This is a genomic window from Saccharopolyspora sp. 6M (genome assembly GCF_020176775.1).
GTDB classification, from domain to species: Bacteria; Actinomycetota; Actinomycetes; order Mycobacteriales; family Pseudonocardiaceae; genus Saccharopolyspora_C; species Saccharopolyspora_C gregorii.
Window position 1 is genome coordinate 13072 of record NZ_JAIUJZ010000114.1, and the last position, 16580, is coordinate 29651.

The window sequence follows — 16580 nt, forward strand, 5'->3', positions numbered from 1 at the left end:
TGCTGTAGTGGCCGGGTGGCCGACGAACATCCCAGGTTCCCCCGCCCGGTGCTGATCACGGCGCTCGCGCTCAGCGGGTTGCTGGCGCTGGGCGTCATCTCGCTCGGGCTGGTGTCCCGGTTCTCCGAGCAGCGCCAGCAGGACGCGGTGGAGGCGGTGCAGCAGGCCCGCCGCACCGGTCCGCTGGCCCTGCCCCCCATCCCCTCCCCCGGAGCCGAGGGCCCGGAGTGCGCGAAGCTGCTCGCGGAGCTGCCCGCCGAGCTGGCGGTGGACGACGCCCGGGTTCCGCGCCGCGAGCTGGCCGACCCGGTGCCGCCGGGCGCGGTCGCGTGGGGCGACGCCGAGCACGACCCGATCACGGTGCGCTGCGGCCTGCCCGCGCCCGCCGAGCTGACGCCGACCTCGCCGCTGGTGCAGATCAACGGGGTGCAGTGGCTGCGGATCACCGAGGCCGGGAACACCTCGTGGCTGGCGGTGGACCGGCCGGTGTACGTGGCGCTGACCGCCCCGGAGAACTCGGGCAGCGGTCCGGTGCAGGACCTGTCGGACCGGCTGCGGGCGCTGCCCGCGAAGCCGGTCTTCCCCTGATCCCGTAACGAGGGAACCGCTGACTGCCTGCCTCTGAACCTGCCCGGCGGGTCGTGTCGGTGTCCTGTCAGCGGCGAAGCCGCTGAGCCGACGACCCAGCACGCAACCGGCACCGCAGCGGGTTCTCAGCTGTTTCCTCGCGAGGACAGCGATTTCTCATGTGGCGGAGCCACCTGTGAAATCGATCCCGCAGCGAGGGAACAGCTGAGGTTCCCTCGCAACAGGAGTGGAGAAGCGATTCAGCGCAGGCCCGTGCCGCGGGCCCGCGCGGTGTCGACGAGCGTGGTCAGCAGCGTCGGGTAGTCCACCCCGGTCTGCGCCCACATCCGCGGGTACAGCGAGATCGAGGTGAACCCGGGCATGGTGTTGACCTCGTTGACGATGAGCCCGCCGTCCTCGGCGACGAAGAAGTCCACGCGGGCGAGGCCCTGGCACTCCAGGGCCCGGAACGCGGTGATCGCGGTGGCGCGCAGCTGCTCGACCGTGTCGTCGCCGACCTTGGCGGGGATGTCGAACTCGGTGACGTCGTCGAGGTACTTGGAGTCGAAGTCGTACCAGTCGGCCTCGCCGGTGACGCGGAGTTCGGCGGGCAGCGAGGCTTCCACGCGGCCGTCGGGGAATTCGAGGACGCCGCACTCGACCTCGCGGCCGACGACGGCCTTCTCGATGATCACCTTGGGGTCGGTGCGGCGGGCCTCGGCGACGGCGTCGTCCAGCTGGGCCCAGTCCGTGATCTTGGTGATGCCGAGCGAGGAGCCGGCGCGGGCCGGCTTGACGAAGGCGGGCAGCCCGATCCGCTCCCGGCGCGCTTCGTCCAAAGTGGACTGGTCGCGGCGCAGCACCTCGTAGGTGCCGACCTCGATGCCCTCCGCCGCCAAGAGCTTCTTGGTGTACTCCTTGTCCATCGACACCGCGCTGGAGAGCACGCCCGGCCCGGCGTAGGGCACGTCGGCCATCTCCAGCAGGCCCTGGATGGTGCCGTCCTCGCCGAAAGCCCCGTGCAGCACCGGGAACACGACGTCCACTTCGGACAGGACCTCGCCGCCGCGGCCCGGCTCGACCAGGATCAGGTCCCGCCGCGTCGGGTCGCCGGGCAGCGCGACCGCGGTCCCCTGCGCCACTTCCGGCGCCTGCCGGTCGCGGATGGCCAGCTCCGCCGGGTCCGAGGTGCCCAGCACCCAAGCGCCTTCGCGGGTGATGCCGACGGGGACGACCTCGAAGCGCTCCCGATCCAGGTGGCTCAGGACACTGCCCGCGGACAGGCAGGAAACGCCGTGCTCGGTGCTCCGTCCGCCGAAGACGACGGCCACCCTGGTCTTGCGCTCAGTCATGCGCGGGACCCTACCCGCACGCGTGGGAGCCGCCAGCGGCCTCCTCGCCGCACCAGCGGGCCACCAGTTCCAGCGATCGCTCCAGGTCGGCGCGCGAACACGAGGCGTAGCCGAGCGCGATCCCGGTCCAGCGCTGCGGTCCGTGGTGGTGCCTGCGCAGCCCGTCGAGCACGATGCCGTGCTCGTTCCCCCGCTCCACCACGCGCTGCTCGGCCGCGGCGGACGGCAGCGGCAGCACCACGTGCGCGCCCGCCTCGTCGCCGAACACCTCGACCCCGGCCTCGGCCAACCGGGCCACGACCAGCGCGCGCCGCTGCGAGAGCTCGCGGCGCAACCTGCGCAGGTGCCGCCCCAGATCACCGTTGCGGGCGTACTCGACGAGCACCCGCTGCCCGGCCGGGGCCGGCCCGGTGCTGGTGCGCTCGCGGTGCTCCAGCACCCCGGCGACCAGCCGGTCCGGACCGAGCATCCAGCCGACGCCGAGCGTCGGGGTGAGGATCTTGCTGGTGGTGCCCAGGTGCACCACCACGTCCGGCGCCATCGCGGCCAGCACGGGCAGCGGCGCCACGTCGTAGCGCAGCTCCCCGTCGTAGTCGTCCTCCACGATCAGCCAGTCCTCCGCACGCGCGCGTTCCACCAGCGCGACGCGGCGTTCCGCGGGCAGCCTGCCGCCGATCGGGTACTGGTGCGCCGGGGAGCAGTAGACGGCGCGCACACCGCGCGGGATCGCCTCCACCACGATCCCGCCGTGGTCCACCGGGGCGGGGACCACGTGGGCCCCGGCGGCGAGCAGGGTCTGCACGGCGCGCTGGTAGCCGGGTTCCTCCACGGCGACGGTGGCACCGCGGCCGAGCGCGGTCGCGGCCAGCTCCGCGAGGGCCGCGGTGGTGCCGCCGGTGGCGATCACGGTGCCCAGGTGCGGGCCGCCGGTGGTCATGCCGCGGTGGCGCAGCAGGTGCTCCACCACCGCGTCCCGGTACTGGTCGGCGCCGGCGACCCGGCGGGTCTCGTCCGGTTCGCGGTCCGCGGCGGCGCGCCACGCCCGGCGCCAGGCGGCGCGGTCGATGCCGCCGGTCCACGGGATCCCCGGGACCAGCCGCACCGCCCCCGCGCCGCCGCGGTCGCGGCGACCGGGCGGGTGGCGTCGGGTTCGGGGTCCGCGACCCCCGCCGCGAACTCCGCCGGGGTGCCGGGCGCTCCGGGCGGCGCGGTGGTGACGTAGGTGCCGGAGCCGTGCCTGCCGACGATCCAGCCCTCGGCGTGCAGCTGTTCGTAGGCGGCGGCGGTGACGGTGCGGCTGACGCCGAGGTGCCGGGCCAGCGCGCGCGTCGAGGGCAGCCGATCGCCCCCGCGGAGCTGGCCGAGCGCGGCGGCGCGGCGCAGCGCGTCGGCCAGCTGCACCGCCAGCGGACGGGCGTCGTCGCGGCGCAGTTCGACGGCCGGTTCCAGCAGCGGCGACCTCGCCGCGGGCACCGGATGTGGCATCTCAGGATTCCTCCCGCTCGGCCTCCCGATGATGCCACCGCGCGCCCGCCACGGGGACGGGCGTCCCCGGTCAGAGCCGGGTGAGGCCGCCCACCGGGTGCAGCGAGTACGGCGTCATCCGGGTCCGGCCGGGGCGGTAGACGTGGATGGTGACCGCGGGGTCCGGCCCGTCGTTGCGCACCTGGTGCACGTGGTCGGGGCCGAACACGCGGGACTGCCCGGTCTCCAGCGCGTGCCACTCCTCGACGGGTCCGGTGGGCGTGCTGCGCACGACGCGTTCGGTGACGCTGCCGGAGACGAGGGTGAACGCCCCGGCGGCACCGCCGTGGTCGTGCAGTTCGGTGCGCTGACCGGGCAGCCAGCTCAGCAGCCAGGCCTCGTGGGTGGCGGTGCGTTCCAGCAGTCCGGCCCAGCGCTGTTCGGGGTCGTAGCGCAGCAGGTGCGCCCAGCCGAGCCGGTCGGCGGCGAGTTCGCGGGCGATCCGCACGGGGTGCGCGATGGCGCGGTCGGCGACGGCGGCGATGGTGTCAGGGGGTACGGCGAACACGGGGAATCCTCGGTGGTCGTGCGGTCGGAGGCCGGGTGGTGGCGGTGACGTGTCCCGGCGCGCGATCGGCGGGCCGCCCGGACCTGCCGCCGGGCGGGCGGCGTTCCGGTGGATGTCGCGGATCGGGCGGTGTGGCGGCGCGGTCTCGGGGACGGCGCGGTCCAGACCTCTTCGGGAGGCAGCTGGTTCAGCGGGTCTCGCGGGGTCCGGGTCTCACCACGGCAGCGGGATCGATCACCGCTGCAGACAAAGCGCGCTCGCCACCCGGCGCAGGTCGATGTGACCTCGTCCATCGGTCATGGCTCGCAACACGCCGCGTAGTGAACCAGCGCCGAAGGGAACCCGTCAAGCCGATTGCGCCCGCGTCACACCACCGGGTAAGCGGCACCGAGCGTGATCACTCCGAGGAGGCTCAGGAAGAGGTGGCTCAGGAGAGCGCCGCGAGGACGTCGGCGACGAGGTCGTCCGGGTCCTCGCACCCGGCGGAGAACCGCACGAAGCCCGGCGCCACCGGATCGCCCCACTGGGCGCGCCGGTCCACCGTGCTGTGCAACCCGCCGAAGCTGGTGGCGGCCACGACCAGCTCGCTGCGGCGGACGAACTCGGCGACGGCGTCGGCGTCGGCGAGCTCGAAGCGGAACACCCCGCCCCAGCGCCGCATCTGCGCGCTCGCCAGCTCGTGCGCCGGGTCGTCCGGCAGCCCCGGCCAGCGCAACCCGGTGACCGCGGGGTGCCCGCGCAGCGCCGCCACCAGCGCGGCCGCGTTCGACGCCTGCCGGGCGAGCCGCAGGTCGAGGGTGCCGAGGCTGCGGTGCGCCAGCCAGGTCTCGAAGGGGCCGGGGATGGAACCGGAGAGGGTGCGGGCCCGCCGCAGCCGCGCCGCCAGCTCCGCGTCGGCGGTGGAGACGTGCCCGAGCAGCACGTCGCTGTGCCCGGTCAGGGCCTTGGTGTCGCTGGCGATCGCGAGGTCGGCGCCGAGTTCCAGGGGCCGCTGCCCGAGCGGCGTCGCGGTGGTGTTGTCCACCGCCAGCAGCGCGCCGGCCCGGTGCGCGAGCCGGGCGAGCGCGGCGACGTCGCAGACGTCGAGGCCCGGGTTGGACGGGGTTTCGAGCAGCACCAGCCGCACCCCGTCGAACAGCTCCGGCGGCCACGGGCCGGTGGTGGGGATCTCCTGCACGCGCAGCGAGAGCTCGGCGAGCTCCTCGTGCACGAACTGCCGGGTCGCGTAGTAGCCGTCGCTGGGCACCAGCAGCCCGTCCCCGGCGCGCAGCACCGCCCGCAGCACGGTGCTGATCGCGGCCATGCCGGAGGGCAGCAGCACGCACTCCCCGCCGTCCAGCTCGCCGATGGCGCTCTCCAGCGCCCGCCAGGTGGGGTTCCCGGCGCGGCCGTAGAAGTCGGCCGCCGGGTCGCCGAGGTGGTAGGGCGCGGCGAACACCGGGCCGGGCGCGAGCGGTGTCCCGGGTTCCGGGTCGCCGTGCCCGCCGTGCACGCAGCGGGTGCCGTCGCCGTACCGGGTGCCGTCGTCCACTGCCGACCTCCTCGCGCTCGTCCGCCCCGAACGGGCGGCCGGTCGCAATCTAACCCCGCAGGTCCGCGAACTCCGCCGGTCGAGCGGAGGGTCACTCCGGTTTCGGGTCGCGCCCCAGCAGCATCGCGGCACCGGGCGCGGGCGCGAGCCCTTCGTGGCAGACGCGGTGCACGACCTCGGTGATCGGCATCTCCACGCCGTGGCGGGCGGCGAGCGCCCGGATGGACGAGCAGGACTTGACGCCTTCGGCGACCTGCCCGTGGGTGGCGTCCTGCGCCTGCTCCAGGGTTTCGCCGCGGCCGAGGCGTTCGCCGAACGTCCGGTTCCGGGACAGCGGCGAGGTGCAGGTGGCGACCAGGTCGCCGAGCCCGGCGAGCCCGGCGAAGGTCATCGGTTCCGCGCCGAGCGCCGCGCCCAGCCGCGTCGTCTCGGCGAGGCCGCGGGTGATCAGCGAGGACATCGTGTTGTGCCCGAACCCGAGCCCGGCGGCCATGCCGCAGGCCAGCGCCATCACGTTCTTGCAGGCCCCGGCGAGTTCGATGCCCACCAGGTCGGTGTTGGTGTAGGGACGGAAGTAGCCGGTGGAGCAGGCGGCCTGCAGCGCGACCGCGCGGTCGTGGTCGGTGCAGGCGACGACGGTGGCGGTGGGCTGCTCGGCGGCGATCTCCTTGGCGAGGTTCGGGCCGGACACCACGGCGACCTGCGCCATCGGCACGTCGGCGACCTCGGCGACGACCTCGCTCATCCGCTTGAGGGTGCTGAGCTCGACGCCCTTGGCGAGGCTGACCAGGGTCGCGCCGGGCGGCAGCAGCGGCTGCCAGCCGGCCAGGTTCTCCCGCAGCGTCTGGCTGGGCACCGCGAGCACCACGGCGTCGGCCCCGTGCATGGCCGCCGCCGCGTCGTCGGTGGCGCGCAGCGATGCGGGCAGCGGCACGCCCGGCAGGTAGCCGGGGTTGTGGTGTTCGGTGTTGATCCGCTCGGCGATCTCGGCGCGGCGGGCCCACAGCGCGACGTCGCTGCCCGCGTCGGCGAGGACCTTCGCGAAGGTGGTGCCCCAGGACCCGGCGCCCAGCACCGCGATCCGCTGCGCGGCGGGCTCAGGCCCGGTCATCGTCGTTCCGGGGTTCGCGGCGGCGCACCGGGGAGTAGAAGCCGGCGGGCGGCTGCTCCTCGCGGATCTCGCCGAGGAGGTCGCGCACCCGGCCCATGGCCAGCTCGCTGATCTCGCGCAGCACCTGCGGGTCGGCGGCACGGCCCCGGTACTCGCCGAGGTCGAGGGGTTCGCCGATGCGCACGTGCACGGTCTTGCGCGGGAACGGGCGGAACTTCTTCGCGTAGTGGTCGTAGATGTCGCGGGTGCCCCAGCGGGCGGCGGGCACGATCGGCACGTCGTGCTCCAGGGCGAGCCGGGCCACGCCCGCCTTCGGCGTCATCGGCCAGCCGTCGGGGTCCCTGGTGACCGTCCCGTCCGGGTAGATGATCACGATCTTGCCGTCTTCGAGGGAGCCGTGCGCGGCTTCCAGGCTCTTGCGCGCGTCCGCGGTCTGCCGGAACACGGGGATCTGCTCGACGCCGGTGAGGACGTTGCGCAGCACGGGCACGTTCCACAGCGTGTTCTTGGCCATGAACCGCGGGATCCGCGCCGCGCGGTGCACGGTGACGGCGTCGTAGATCGGGTCCAGGTGGGACACGTGGTTGAGCACCAGCAGCGCCGGGCCGGTCGCGGGGACGTTCGCCAGCCCGTGCACCCGGACTCGAGAGAGCAGCGCGGTCAGCGGGTAGAACACGATCGCGGCGAGCCGCAGCCAGAACCGGCCCATCGCCGTCGGCGGCCGTTCCTTGGTGTGCTTGCGCGGCCGTTTGAGGCTTGCCGGTTCCACCACGCGCGTCTCCTCTCGCCCTCAAGAGCGGCTGTCAAGTTACCTGGCCCACGCGTTCGCCCGGCGAGCGGTGCGGTCGCGGCGGGCATACTCGAAGATCGACGGGCGGAGCGGAGGATGGCGGGATGAGCCTCGGAGTGTCCTTGCTGGTGCCGATGAAGCCGCTGCACCTGGCGAAGTCGCGGTTGCGCGGCGATCGGCCCGCCGAGCGGCACGCGGACCTGGTCAGCGCGATCGCGCACGACGCGGTGGACGCCGCGCGCCGCACCCGGGGCGTGCGGGAGGTGCTGGTGGTGACCTCGGACCCGCTGCTGGCCGGGTCGTTCGCGGCGGTGGGCGTCGAGGTGGTGCCGGACGATCCGGCGGCGGGCCTGAACCCGGCGCTGGAGCACGGCGCGCGGCTGCTGCGGCGGCGCGGGGCGCGGGTCGGCGCGTTGCAGGCGGACCTGCCCGCGCTGCGCCCGGCGGAGCTGGCCGCGGCGCTGGAGCTCGCCGGACCGCACCGCGCCTTCTGCGCCGATCACCTGGGGACCGGGACGACGCTGCTGCTGGCCGGGGTGGACGGTGCGCTCGATCCGCGGTTCGGGCCGGGGTCGGCCGCGGCGCACGAGGCGTCCGGTGCGCGGCGGCTGGACGGCGGCTGGGAGTCGCTGCGCTGCGATGTGGACACCGCCGAGGACCTGCGGCGGGCGACGGGGATCGGGCTCGGGGAACGCACCTCGGCGTGGCTGGCCGGGGCTGCCGGACACCCGCGCTGACCTGTGTGGTGTTCCCGCCGACAAAGGTCGAACCGCGGCGACCGGATGGGTGAGAATGGGCCCCGTGAGTACCGACAGCAGCGATCACGAGACCACTCCACCAGCGCGCCGCCGGACCTCGTCGACCGCCGGGTCCGCCGGTGCTCGCCGGACTGCGCCGAAGTCCGGCCGCGGGAGCCGGACGGCGGTTCCGGGAGCGTCCGGTGCGGACGCGACGGGCGGGTCGGCCGGTTCGGCGGGCCCCGCGGAGCCCGCCGCCGGAGCCGGTGCGGTCGAGTCGGAGGCGACCGCACCGGGTGCGCAGCGCCGGACCGCGGCGAAGTCCGGGACGACCGGCTCGCGGTCCACCGCGAAGTCCACGACCGCGAAGAAGCGGGCCACCGGGTCCACGAGCAGGTCCGGTGCCGCGCCGCGGGCCGGGGCGAAGTCGACCGGCTCGGGCGGAACCGCCGGATCGAGCGGGACGGCCGGATCGAGCGGGACGGCGACCTCGGGCGGGGCGGCGACCAGGCGCAAGACCGCCGCGGCGAAGACCGCGCCCACCACCGGATCCCGCACCACGGGCCGCACCGCGACCACCAGGACCGCGAAGTCCGCGGCGGGGACGACCGCAGGCACCGGCGCCACCGCGCGCCGGGCCGCCGCGGAACCCACCGCGCCGCCGCCCGTCCGCACCGCGGCGAAGACCGCGATCGGCGGTGACGGTGCCCGGGTACCGGCCGCTCCCCCCGCGGTGACCCGCGCGGCCGCCAGCACCGACCTGCCCGACGACCGCTACCTGAACCGCGAGCTGTCCTGGCTGGACTTCAACGCCCGGGTGCTGGCCGTCGCCGAGGACCCCTCGCAGCCGGTCCTGGAGCGCGCCAAGTTCCTCGCGATCTTCGCGTCCAACCTGGACGAGTTCTACATGGTGCGCGTCGCCGGCCTGAAGCGCCGGGAGGAGACCGGCCTGTCGGTGCGCAGCGCGGACGGGCTCACCCCGCACGAGCAGCTGACCCGGATCTCGGCGCGGAACCAGGAGCTGACGAAGAAGCTGGGCCGCACGTTCCTCGACGAGCTGCTGCCGGAGCTGGAGGCCAACGGCATCCGCATCCAGCGCTGGAACATGCTCGCCGAAGCCGAGCAGCAGGTGCTGGGCCGGTACTTCGACGACCACATCTTCCCGGTGCTCACCCCGCTCGCGGTGGACCCGGCGCACCCGTTCCCGTACATCTCGGGGCTGTCGCTGAACCTCGCGGTGACCGTCAGCGACCCGGAGGAGGGCCTGCGCCGCTTCGCCAGGGTGAAGGTGCCGGACAACGTGCCGCGGCTGATCCGGGTGGAGGCGGACCGGGGGCAGGAGCGGGCGACGTTCCTGCCCCTGGAGGAGCTCATCGCCGCGCACCTGGACAAGTTGTTCCCCGGCATGGACATCAGCGACCACCACATCTTCCGGGTGACGCGCAACGCGGACTTGGAGGTGGAGGAGGACCGCGACGAGGACCTGCTGCAGGCGATGGAGCGGGAGCTGGCGCGACGCCGGTTCGGCCCGCCGGTGCGCCTGGAGGTCACCGACACGATGAGCGACACGATGCTCGAACTGCTGCTGCGCGAGCTGGAGGTCGACGAGCACGACGTGGTGGAGGTGCCGGGCCTGCTGGACCTGTCCTGCCTGTTCCAGCTGGACAAGCTGCAGCGCCCCGAGTTGAAGAACCCGCCGTTCGTGCCCGCCACCCACCCGGCGTTCGCCGAGGGGCAGACGCCGAAGAGCATCTTCGCGACGCTGCGCGAGGGCGACGTGCTGGTGCACCACCCCTACGACGCGTTCTCCACCTCGGTGCAGCGCTTCATAGAGCAGGCCGCCGCCGACCCGCACGTGCTGGCCATCAAGCAGACCCTGTACCGCACCTCCGGTGACTCGCCGATAGTGAACGCGCTGATCGACGCGGCGGAGGCCGGCAAGCAGGTGGTGGCGCTGGTCGAGCTGAAGGCCCGGTTCGACGAGCAGGCGAACATCAAGTGGGCGCGCACCCTGGAGCGTGCCGGGGTGCACGTGGTGTACGGCCTGGTGGGGCTCAAGACGCACTGCAAGACGGCGCTAGTGGTGCGCCAGGAGGGTTCGGCGATCCGCCGCTACTGCCACCTGGGCACCGGCAACTACAACCCGAAGACGGCCCGCACCTACGAGGACCTGGGGCTGCTGACGGCGGCGCCGGAGGTGGGCGCGGACCTCACGGACCTGTTCAACGTGCTCACCGGCTACGCCCGGCACAGCACCTACCGGCGGATCCTGGTGTCCCCGCACGGGATTCGGCTCGGCATCGTGGAACGCATCGAGGCGGAGGCGGCGCGCGCCCGCACCGGCCTGCCGTGCGGGATCCGGATGAAGGTCAACTCGCTGGTCGACGAGCAGATCATCGACGCGCTGTACCGCGCTTCGCTGGCGGGCGTGCCGATCCGGATCGTGGTGCGCGGCATCTGCGCGCTGCAGGCCGGGGTGGCGGGCCTCAGCGAGAACATCGAGGTCCGTTCGATCCTGGGCCGGTTCCTGGAGCACTCCAGGGTGTTCCACTTCGTCGGCATCGACGAGCGCTGGATCGGCAGCGCGGACATGATGCACCGCAACCTGGACCGCCGGATCGAGACGCAGGTGCGGGTGGTGGACCCGAAGCTGACCGAGCAGCTGGACGCGATGATGGATTCGGCGCTGGACGCGCAGACGCGCTGCTGGGTGCTCAACGCGAAGGGCGATTGGGAGGCCTCGCCGCGCAGCGGTGAGCAGGTCCAGGACCACCAGGCGGAGATGCTGCGCCAGCACGGGGCGAAGGTGTCATGACGGCCCAGCACGAACCGGAGCGGCGGACGAACGGCAGCGGCAGGCTGCCGGTGACGGTGCGCGCCGCGGGCGCGGTGCTGTGGCGGCCCGGCACCGGTGCGGCGCCCGAGGTGGCCGTGGTGCACCGCCCCCGCTACGACGATTGGTCGCTGCCGAAGGGGAAGCTCGACCCGGGCGAGACCTCGGCGCACGCCGCGGTGCGGGAGGTGCGGGAGGAGACCGGGTTCGGCTGCGTGCTGTCCGGTTTCCTCGGCCGGGTGCACTACGAGGTGCCCGGGCCCGGCGGCCGCACCGGCAAGCGGGTGGACTACTTCACGGCCCGCGCCGGGGACGGCGATTTCGCGCCGAACGACGAGGTCGACGAGCTGGTGTGGGTGGCGCTGCCGAAGGCCCGGGAGATGCTGAGCTACCCGCAGGACCGGCAGGTGCTGGACGAGTTCGCGGCGCTGCCGGACGATCCGGTGACGGTGTTGCTGGTGCGGCACGCGAAAGCCGGGCGACGAGCGGAGTTCGACGGCGACGACGCGCTGCGTCCGCTGTCGGGCACCGGCCGCAGGCAGCGGGACGCGCTGCACTCGTGGCTGCCGCTGTTCGGGCCGGAACGGGTGTACTCGGCGCCGCGGGTGCGCTGCGAGGAGACGGTGCGGCCGGTCGCCGCGGGCCTGGGCATCGAGGTGGCTGTGGAACCGCTGCTGTCCGAGGAGGGCTACAAGGCCGACCCGGAGACCGCCGTGCACCGGTTCCTGCGCATCGCGGCGGGTTCCGGCACGGCCGTGGTGTGCAGCCAGGGCGGGGTGATCCCGGACCTGGTGGCCCGGCTGGCGCGGTCCGCCGAGCGCGCACCGGAGAACTTCGGGCCGGGGAGTTCCGCGCCGGAGGCTTCGGGGACGGGAGTTCTCGGGCCGGACGGCGCGGATCCGGGCGGCTCGGCGCCGCGGGGTGCCATCGTGCGGAACGGGGTGCTGCGCGACGGTTCGCGCAGCAGGAGCACCGGCCGCGGTGAGCGGGGCGATCCGGCGAGCGCCAAGGGCAGCGTGTGGACGTTGCGGTTCAGCCGGGACGCGCACTCGGGCAACGGTTCGGGACCGCGGCTGCGGCTGGTGTCGGCGGACTACTTGGCGGATCCGTCCGGCCGCTGATCCGTCACGCCGCTGACCCGTTCGGCAGCCGACCCGTTCGGCAGCTGGCCCGTTCGGCAGCTGGCCCGAGCTCCGCGGTTCCGCCCGGCCGCTGGTTCATCCGGCCGCGGACCCGTTCACCGGGATTCGGAGTTCGCGGCACCCGACCGCTCGGGACACCGGCTCCGCCGGTGCTCGGGCGGATTCCGCGGAACACCCCGGAACGGCGATGATCCCGGCCCGATCGCGCTGGGCGATCGTGCCGGGATCATCGCGGAATGCTCGCGGAGCAGTGCTCGCGCACGGCCGCGGCGCCCGTGGACCGGGTACCGGGGCCGCCCGCCGCTCCGCCGCCGCGCCTGGCGCGGATGACGCCGCGCGGTGTGCGTGAACGCCACCCGTGCCCGCCGTGGTCCGGCTCGCTCAGGCGGCGAGCGCTCACTTCTTGGCGGTCTTGCGCGTGGTCTTGCCGGTGGAGGCCTTGGCCGTCGAGGTCTGGCCGCCGGTCTTGGCCGCCGAGGTCTTCGAGGCGGTGGACTTGGCGGTGGACTTCGACGCGGCGGCCTTCGGCGCGGCCTTGGTGGCGGTGGCCTTCTTCGGCGCCGCCTTGGTGGCGGTGCTCTTGGCGGCCGTGCTCTTGGTCGCCGTGCTCTTGGGGGCGGCCTTGGCGGCGGTACCGGTCTTGGCGGTGCTCGCCTTCGCGGCGGGCGCCTTGGTCCCGGTGGACTTGGCCGCGGTGGCCTTGGTGCCCGCGGCGGCCTTCGGCGCGGCCTTGGTGGCGGCCGGCTTGGCGCTGGACCGCGTGGCGGCGGCCTTCTTCGGCGCGGTCTTGGTCGCGGCGGCCGTCTTGGCGGTGCTCGCCTTGGTGCCGGCGGCCTTGGTGGCGGGCGCCTTGGTGGCGGTGCTCGCGGTCTTCGCCGCGGCCCGGCCGGTGCCCGCGGTCTTGGTGGCGGTGGCGCGGGTGCCCGCGGACTTGGTGCCCGCCGACTTCGCCGCGGTCGCGCGGGGCAGTTTCCGGCTGCCGCCGACGACTTCCTTGAACTGGGTGCCGGCGCGGAAGGCCGGGACGTTGGTCTTCTTCACCTTGACGGCTTCGCCGGTCCGCGGGTTGCGCGCGGTGCGGGCGGCACGTGCGCGCTTCTCGAAGACGCCGAAGCCGGTGATGTTGACCTTCTCGCCCTTGTTGACGTTGCGGACGATGAGGTCCACGACGCCTTCCACCGCCTGACTGGCGGTCTTCTTGTCGCCGAGGCGTTCCGCGAGTGCCTCGATGAGTTGGGCCTTGTTCACTTCAGTCCCTCCCAGGACAACAACGGCCCCGTCGGGCCGACTCGAAACCCACGGTAAAGCCCCGAACTGCCGAATGCCATTCGCCACGCCCCATTTTTTCGTTGGGGCGTGGGGGCTTTCGGCGGCTCGGGGCTCGTCGCGCCGGTTTCCCGGTGAGGTTGTGAACACCGGCCGCGAATCGGTTCTTCCCTGCGCAGAAAGGAGAATCCGGTTCGCGGCCGGAGCCGATCAGCCCGCGCGGGCGGGCAGCGTCGCGGGTTTGAAGGAAGGCCGGGTTTTTTCGTACGTGTCGATCGTCTCGGCGTGGCGCAGCGTCAAACCGATGTCGTCGAGGCCTTCCAGCAACCGCCAGCGGGTGTAGTCGTCGATGCCGAACGGCACCGTGAGGTCCTTCGCCTGCACGGTCCGCTCGACGAGGTCGACGGTCACCTCGGTGCCGGGTTCGTTCTCCAGCAACTTCCAGAGCAGTTCCACATCGGACTGCGCGCACTCGGCGGCGAGCAGTCCCTGCTTGCCGGAGTTGCCGCGGAAGATGTCGGCGAACCGGGAGGAGATGACCACCCGGAAGCCGTAGTCCTTGAGCGCCCAGACGGCGTGCTCGCGGGACGATCCGGTGCCGAAGTCCGGCCCGGCGACCAGCACGCTGCCGTTCCGGTACGCGTCGTTGTTGAGCACGAAGGTCTCGTCGCCGCGCCATCCGGCGAACAACGCGTCCTCGAACCCGGTCCGCGCGACCCGTTTGAGGTACACGGCGGGGATGATCTGGTCAGTGTCCACGTTGGACCGCCGCAGCGGAACGCCGACGCCGGTGTGCTCGGTGAACGGTTCCATCGAACGTTGCTCCTTTCGGGTCGTGGTGGCTCAGTCGAGGTCTTCGGGCGAGGACAGGGTGCCGCGGACGGCGGTCGCGGCCGCCACCAGCGGGGAGACCAGGTGGGTGCGCCCGCCCTTGCCCTGCCGCCCTTCGAAGTTCCGGTTGGAGGTGGAGGCGCTGCGCTCCCCGGGAGCGAGCTGGTCGGGATTCATGCCGAGGCACATGGAGCAGCCCGCGGAACGCCATTCGGCGCCGGCCGCGGTGAAGACCTCGTCGAGTCCTTCGGTCTCGGCCTGCAGCCGGACCTTCATCGAGCCGGGGACGACGAGCATCCGCACGTCCTGGGCGACCTTGCGGCCGTCCAGGACGCCCGCTGCGGCCCGCAGGTCCTCGATGCGGCCGTTGGTGCAGGAACCGAGGAAGACGGTGTCCACGGCGACTTCGCGCAGCGGAGTGCCGCCTTCCAGGCCCATGTAGTCGAGCGCCTTCTCGACGGCGTAGCGCTCGGCGTCGTCGCCGATGTCCGCGGGATCGGGGATCCGCTCCCCCAGCGGCAGGCCCTGCCCGGGGTTGGTGCCCCAGGTGACGAACGGGGTGAGCGCGTCGGCGTCGATGGTGACCTCGGCGTCGAATTCGGCGCCCTCGTCGGTCCGCAGCGTCTTCCAGTACTCGACGGCGGCGTCCCAGTCGGCGCCTTCCGGCGCGTGCGGGCGTCCCTTGAGGTATTCGAAGGTCGTCTCGTCGGGGGCGATCATCCCGGCGCGGGCGCCCGCTTCGATCGACATGTTGCAGATCGTCATGCGGGCTTCCATGGACAGCTGCCGGATCGCTTCGCCGCGGTACTCCAGGACGTAGCCCTGCCCGCCGCCGGTGCCGATCTTGGCGATGACGGCGAGGATGACGTCCTTGCTCGTGACTCCGGGGCGCAGCGTGCCTTCGACGTTGACGGCCATCGTCTTGAACGGGCGCAGCGGCAGCGTCTGGGTGGCGAGGACGTGCTCCACCTCGGAGGTGCCGATGCCGAACGCGAGCGCGCCGAACGCGCCGTGGGTGGAGGTGTGGCTGTCGCCGCACACCACCGTGGTGCCGGGCTGGGTGAGCCCCAGCTGCGGCCCCACCACGTGCACGATGCCCTGCTCCGCGTCGCCCATCGGGTGCAGGCGGACGCCGAACTCCTCGCAGTTGCGCCGCAAGGTGTCCACCTGGGTGCGCGAGACGGGGTCCGCGATCGGCAGGTCGATGCCGGTGGTGGGCACGTTGTGGTCCTCGGTGGCGATCGTGAGATCGGGCCGCCGGACGGGGCGGCCTGCCAGCCGCAGCCCTTCGAACGCCTGCGGGCTGGTGACTTCGTGCACGAGGTGGAGGTCGATGTAGAGCAGGTCGGGTTCGTGGCCTTCACCTCGGCGCACGATGTGGCCTTCCCAGACCTTCTCCGCGAGCGTGTTGCCCATCGCTCCTCCCCATCGAGATGTGGTGGTCGCACCCCGGTTCCGGGGCACTGTCCCAAAGAGTGGACTTCTCAGATATCGAGAAGTTAATATCGGTACGTGGGACAGCATAGCGGTATCGGAGTGTTGGACAAGGCAGTGGCCGTGCTGCAGGCGGTGGCCGGTGAGCCGTGCGGTTTGACGGAGTTGTGCGGCCGGACGGGCCTGCCGCGGGCGACCGCGCACCGGCTGGCGGTGGGCCTGGAGGTGCACCGCCTGCTGCGCCGCGGTTCGGACGGCCGGTGGCGGCCGGGCGCCGCGCTGGCGGAGCTGGCCGGTGGCGCGGTGGATCCGCTGCTGGAGGCGGCCTCGACGGTGCTGCCCAAATTGCGGGACATCACGGGCGAGAGCGTGCAGTTGTACCGCCGGGACGGCATGCAGCGCCTGTGCATCGCCTCGGCGGAGCCGCCGAGCGGCTTGCGGGACACGGTGCCGGTGGGGAGCACGTTGCCGATGGTGGCGGGTTCGGGCGCGAAGGTCCTCGCGGCGTGGGCGGATCCGGCCACCCAGCGCGCGGTCCTGTCGGAGGCGGTGTTCGGCGAGCGCACCCTGCTGGAGGTCCGCCGCCGCGGCTGGGCGCAGAGCGTCGCGGAGCGCGAGTCCGGAGTGGCCAGCGTCTCGGCCCCCGTCCGCGATTCCCAGGGCACGGTGGTAGCGGCCATCTCGGTCTCCGGCCCCATCGACCGCATGGGCAGGAGGCCAGGAGCCCGCTGGGCCCAAGACCTCCTAGCAGCCACCGAAGGCCTCCAAAACCGCCTCTGACCCCACCGCCCCACCACGACCCACCCGCCAACGGCCGAGGCCGAGGCCGAGCAACCCAACCCCACCAGAACAACAACCCCAACAAAGGAAAGCCCCCCTTACCAAAGGAAACGGGGCTTTACTGGTAGTGCCGACCGGAATAGGACCCGCCCGGCCGGCGGGAGTGGCCGGTGT

Annotated in this window: 15 protein-coding genes and 1 pseudogene; 5 read left to right on the forward strand and 11 right to left on the reverse strand. The window is 73.3% G+C overall.

The features are described 5' to 3' along the window. The first annotated feature begins 15 nt into the window (after positions 1-15). On the forward strand, positions 16-588 hold the full coding sequence (locus LCD31_RS16535; protein ID WP_224959235.1) for a DUF3515 domain-containing protein: 573 nt from the start codon (positions 16-18) through the stop codon (positions 586-588). A 239-nt stretch (positions 589-827) separates the two neighbouring features. Here LCD31_RS16535 and LCD31_RS16540 read toward each other — a convergent pair whose 3' ends face one another. From LCD31_RS16540 to LCD31_RS16565, 7 genes and pseudogenes are all read right to left on the reverse strand, one after another. Beyond that, complete coding sequence (locus LCD31_RS16540; RefSeq protein ID WP_224959236.1) at positions 828-1919, reverse strand: D-alanine--D-alanine ligase family protein; 1092 nt, start codon at positions 1917-1919, stop codon at positions 828-830. 10 nt (positions 1920-1929) lie between these two features. Then, entirely contained in the window at positions 1930-3021 is a 1092-nt protein-coding gene (locus tag LCD31_RS16545; RefSeq protein WP_374201663.1) for a PLP-dependent aminotransferase family protein, read from the reverse strand. Positions 3022-3194: 173 nt separating this feature from the next. Next, positions 3195-3404, reverse strand: a pseudogene (locus LCD31_RS29795) (GntR family transcriptional regulator); the annotation flags it as partial. A 70-nt stretch (positions 3405-3474) separates the two neighbouring features. After that, a complete protein-coding gene (locus tag LCD31_RS16550) occupies positions 3475-3951 on the reverse strand; it encodes a cysteine dioxygenase family protein (RefSeq protein ID WP_224959237.1) in 477 nt (158 codons plus the stop codon). Positions 3952-4378: 427 nt separating this feature from the next. Then, entirely contained in the window at positions 4379-5482 is a 1104-nt protein-coding gene (locus tag LCD31_RS16555; protein ID WP_224959238.1) for a cystathionine gamma-lyase, read from the reverse strand. A gap of 91 nt (positions 5483-5573) precedes the next feature. Further along, positions 5574-6593, reverse strand: coding sequence for an NAD(P)H-dependent glycerol-3-phosphate dehydrogenase (locus LCD31_RS16560; protein WP_224959239.1), 1020 nt, complete (start codon positions 6591-6593; stop codon positions 5574-5576). Then, positions 6580-7365 (reverse strand): 1-acyl-sn-glycerol-3-phosphate acyltransferase, encoded by a 786-nt coding sequence (locus LCD31_RS16565; RefSeq protein WP_224959240.1) that lies wholly within the window; start codon positions 7363-7365, stop codon positions 6580-6582. Before LCD31_RS16565 ends, LCD31_RS16560 begins: the two co-directional genes overlap by 14 nt. Before the next feature lie 122 nt (positions 7366-7487). Here LCD31_RS16565 and cofC point away from each other — a divergent pair, with 122 nt between their 5' ends. Further along, entirely contained in the window at positions 7488-8120 is a 633-nt protein-coding gene (gene cofC / locus LCD31_RS16570; protein ID WP_224959241.1) for a 2-phospho-L-lactate guanylyltransferase, read from the forward strand. Between the two features lie 84 nt (positions 8121-8204). Here cofC and LCD31_RS16575 read toward each other — a convergent pair whose 3' ends face one another. Beyond that, positions 8205-8738, reverse strand: a complete 534-nt coding sequence (locus LCD31_RS16575; RefSeq protein WP_224959250.1) for a hypothetical protein — start codon at positions 8736-8738, stop codon at positions 8205-8207. A gap of 73 nt (positions 8739-8811) precedes the next feature. Here LCD31_RS16575 and LCD31_RS16580 point away from each other — a divergent pair, with 73 nt between their 5' ends. Continuing rightward, positions 8812-10935 (forward strand): RNA degradosome polyphosphate kinase, encoded by a 2124-nt coding sequence (locus LCD31_RS16580; protein WP_224959249.1) that lies wholly within the window; start codon positions 8812-8814, stop codon positions 10933-10935. After that, on the forward strand, positions 10932-12074 hold the full coding sequence (locus tag LCD31_RS16585) for an NUDIX hydrolase (protein WP_224959242.1): 1143 nt from the start codon (positions 10932-10934) through the stop codon (positions 12072-12074). The genes LCD31_RS16580 and LCD31_RS16585 overlap by 4 nt, the downstream gene beginning before the upstream one ends. 417 nt (positions 12075-12491) lie before the next feature. Here LCD31_RS16585 and LCD31_RS16590 read toward each other — a convergent pair whose 3' ends face one another. The 3 genes from LCD31_RS16590 to leuC form a co-directional block, all read right to left on the reverse strand. Beyond that, a complete protein-coding gene (locus tag LCD31_RS16590; RefSeq protein WP_224959244.1) occupies positions 12492-13343 on the reverse strand; it encodes an HU family DNA-binding protein in 852 nt (283 codons plus the stop codon). 228 nt (positions 13344-13571) lie between these two features. Continuing rightward, a complete protein-coding gene (leuD, locus tag LCD31_RS16595) occupies positions 13572-14174 on the reverse strand; it encodes a 3-isopropylmalate dehydratase small subunit (protein WP_224959245.1) in 603 nt (200 codons plus the stop codon). Positions 14175-14204: 30 nt separating this feature from the next. Next, a complete protein-coding gene (gene leuC / locus LCD31_RS16600) occupies positions 14205-15608 on the reverse strand; it encodes a 3-isopropylmalate dehydratase large subunit (protein ID WP_224959246.1) in 1404 nt (467 codons plus the stop codon). Between the two features lie 96 nt (positions 15609-15704). Between leuC and LCD31_RS16605 the strand changes: the two genes are divergently transcribed. Continuing rightward, the gene (locus tag LCD31_RS16605; protein WP_224959247.1) at positions 15705-16406 is read left to right on the forward strand and encodes an IclR family transcriptional regulator; all 702 of its coding nucleotides are present in this window, start codon (positions 15705-15707) and stop codon (positions 16404-16406) included. Positions 16407-16580 lie beyond the last annotated feature (174 nt).

Bases quoted from the DNA above. Each gene is read 5' to 3' on its own strand.
- leuC (WP_224959246.1), bottom strand. From the start codon at position 15,608: ATGGGCAACACGCTCGCGGAGAAGGTCTGGGAAGGCCACATCGTGCGC.
- leuD (WP_224959245.1), bottom strand. From the start codon at position 14,174: ATGGAACCGTTCACCGAGCACACCGGCGTCGGCGTTCCGCTGCGGCGG.
- LCD31_RS16540 (WP_224959236.1), bottom strand. From the start codon at position 1,919: ATGACTGAGCGCAAGACCAGGGTGGCCGTCGTCTTCGGCGGACGGAGC.
- LCD31_RS16560 (WP_224959239.1), bottom strand. From the start codon at position 6,593: ATGACCGGGCCTGAGCCCGCCGCGCAGCGGATCGCGGTGCTGGGCGCC.
- cofC (WP_224959241.1), top strand. From the start codon at position 7,488: ATGAGCCTCGGAGTGTCCTTGCTGGTGCCGATGAAGCCGCTGCACCTG.
- LCD31_RS16585 (WP_224959242.1), top strand. From the start codon at position 10,932: ATGACGGCCCAGCACGAACCGGAGCGGCGGACGAACGGCAGCGGCAGG.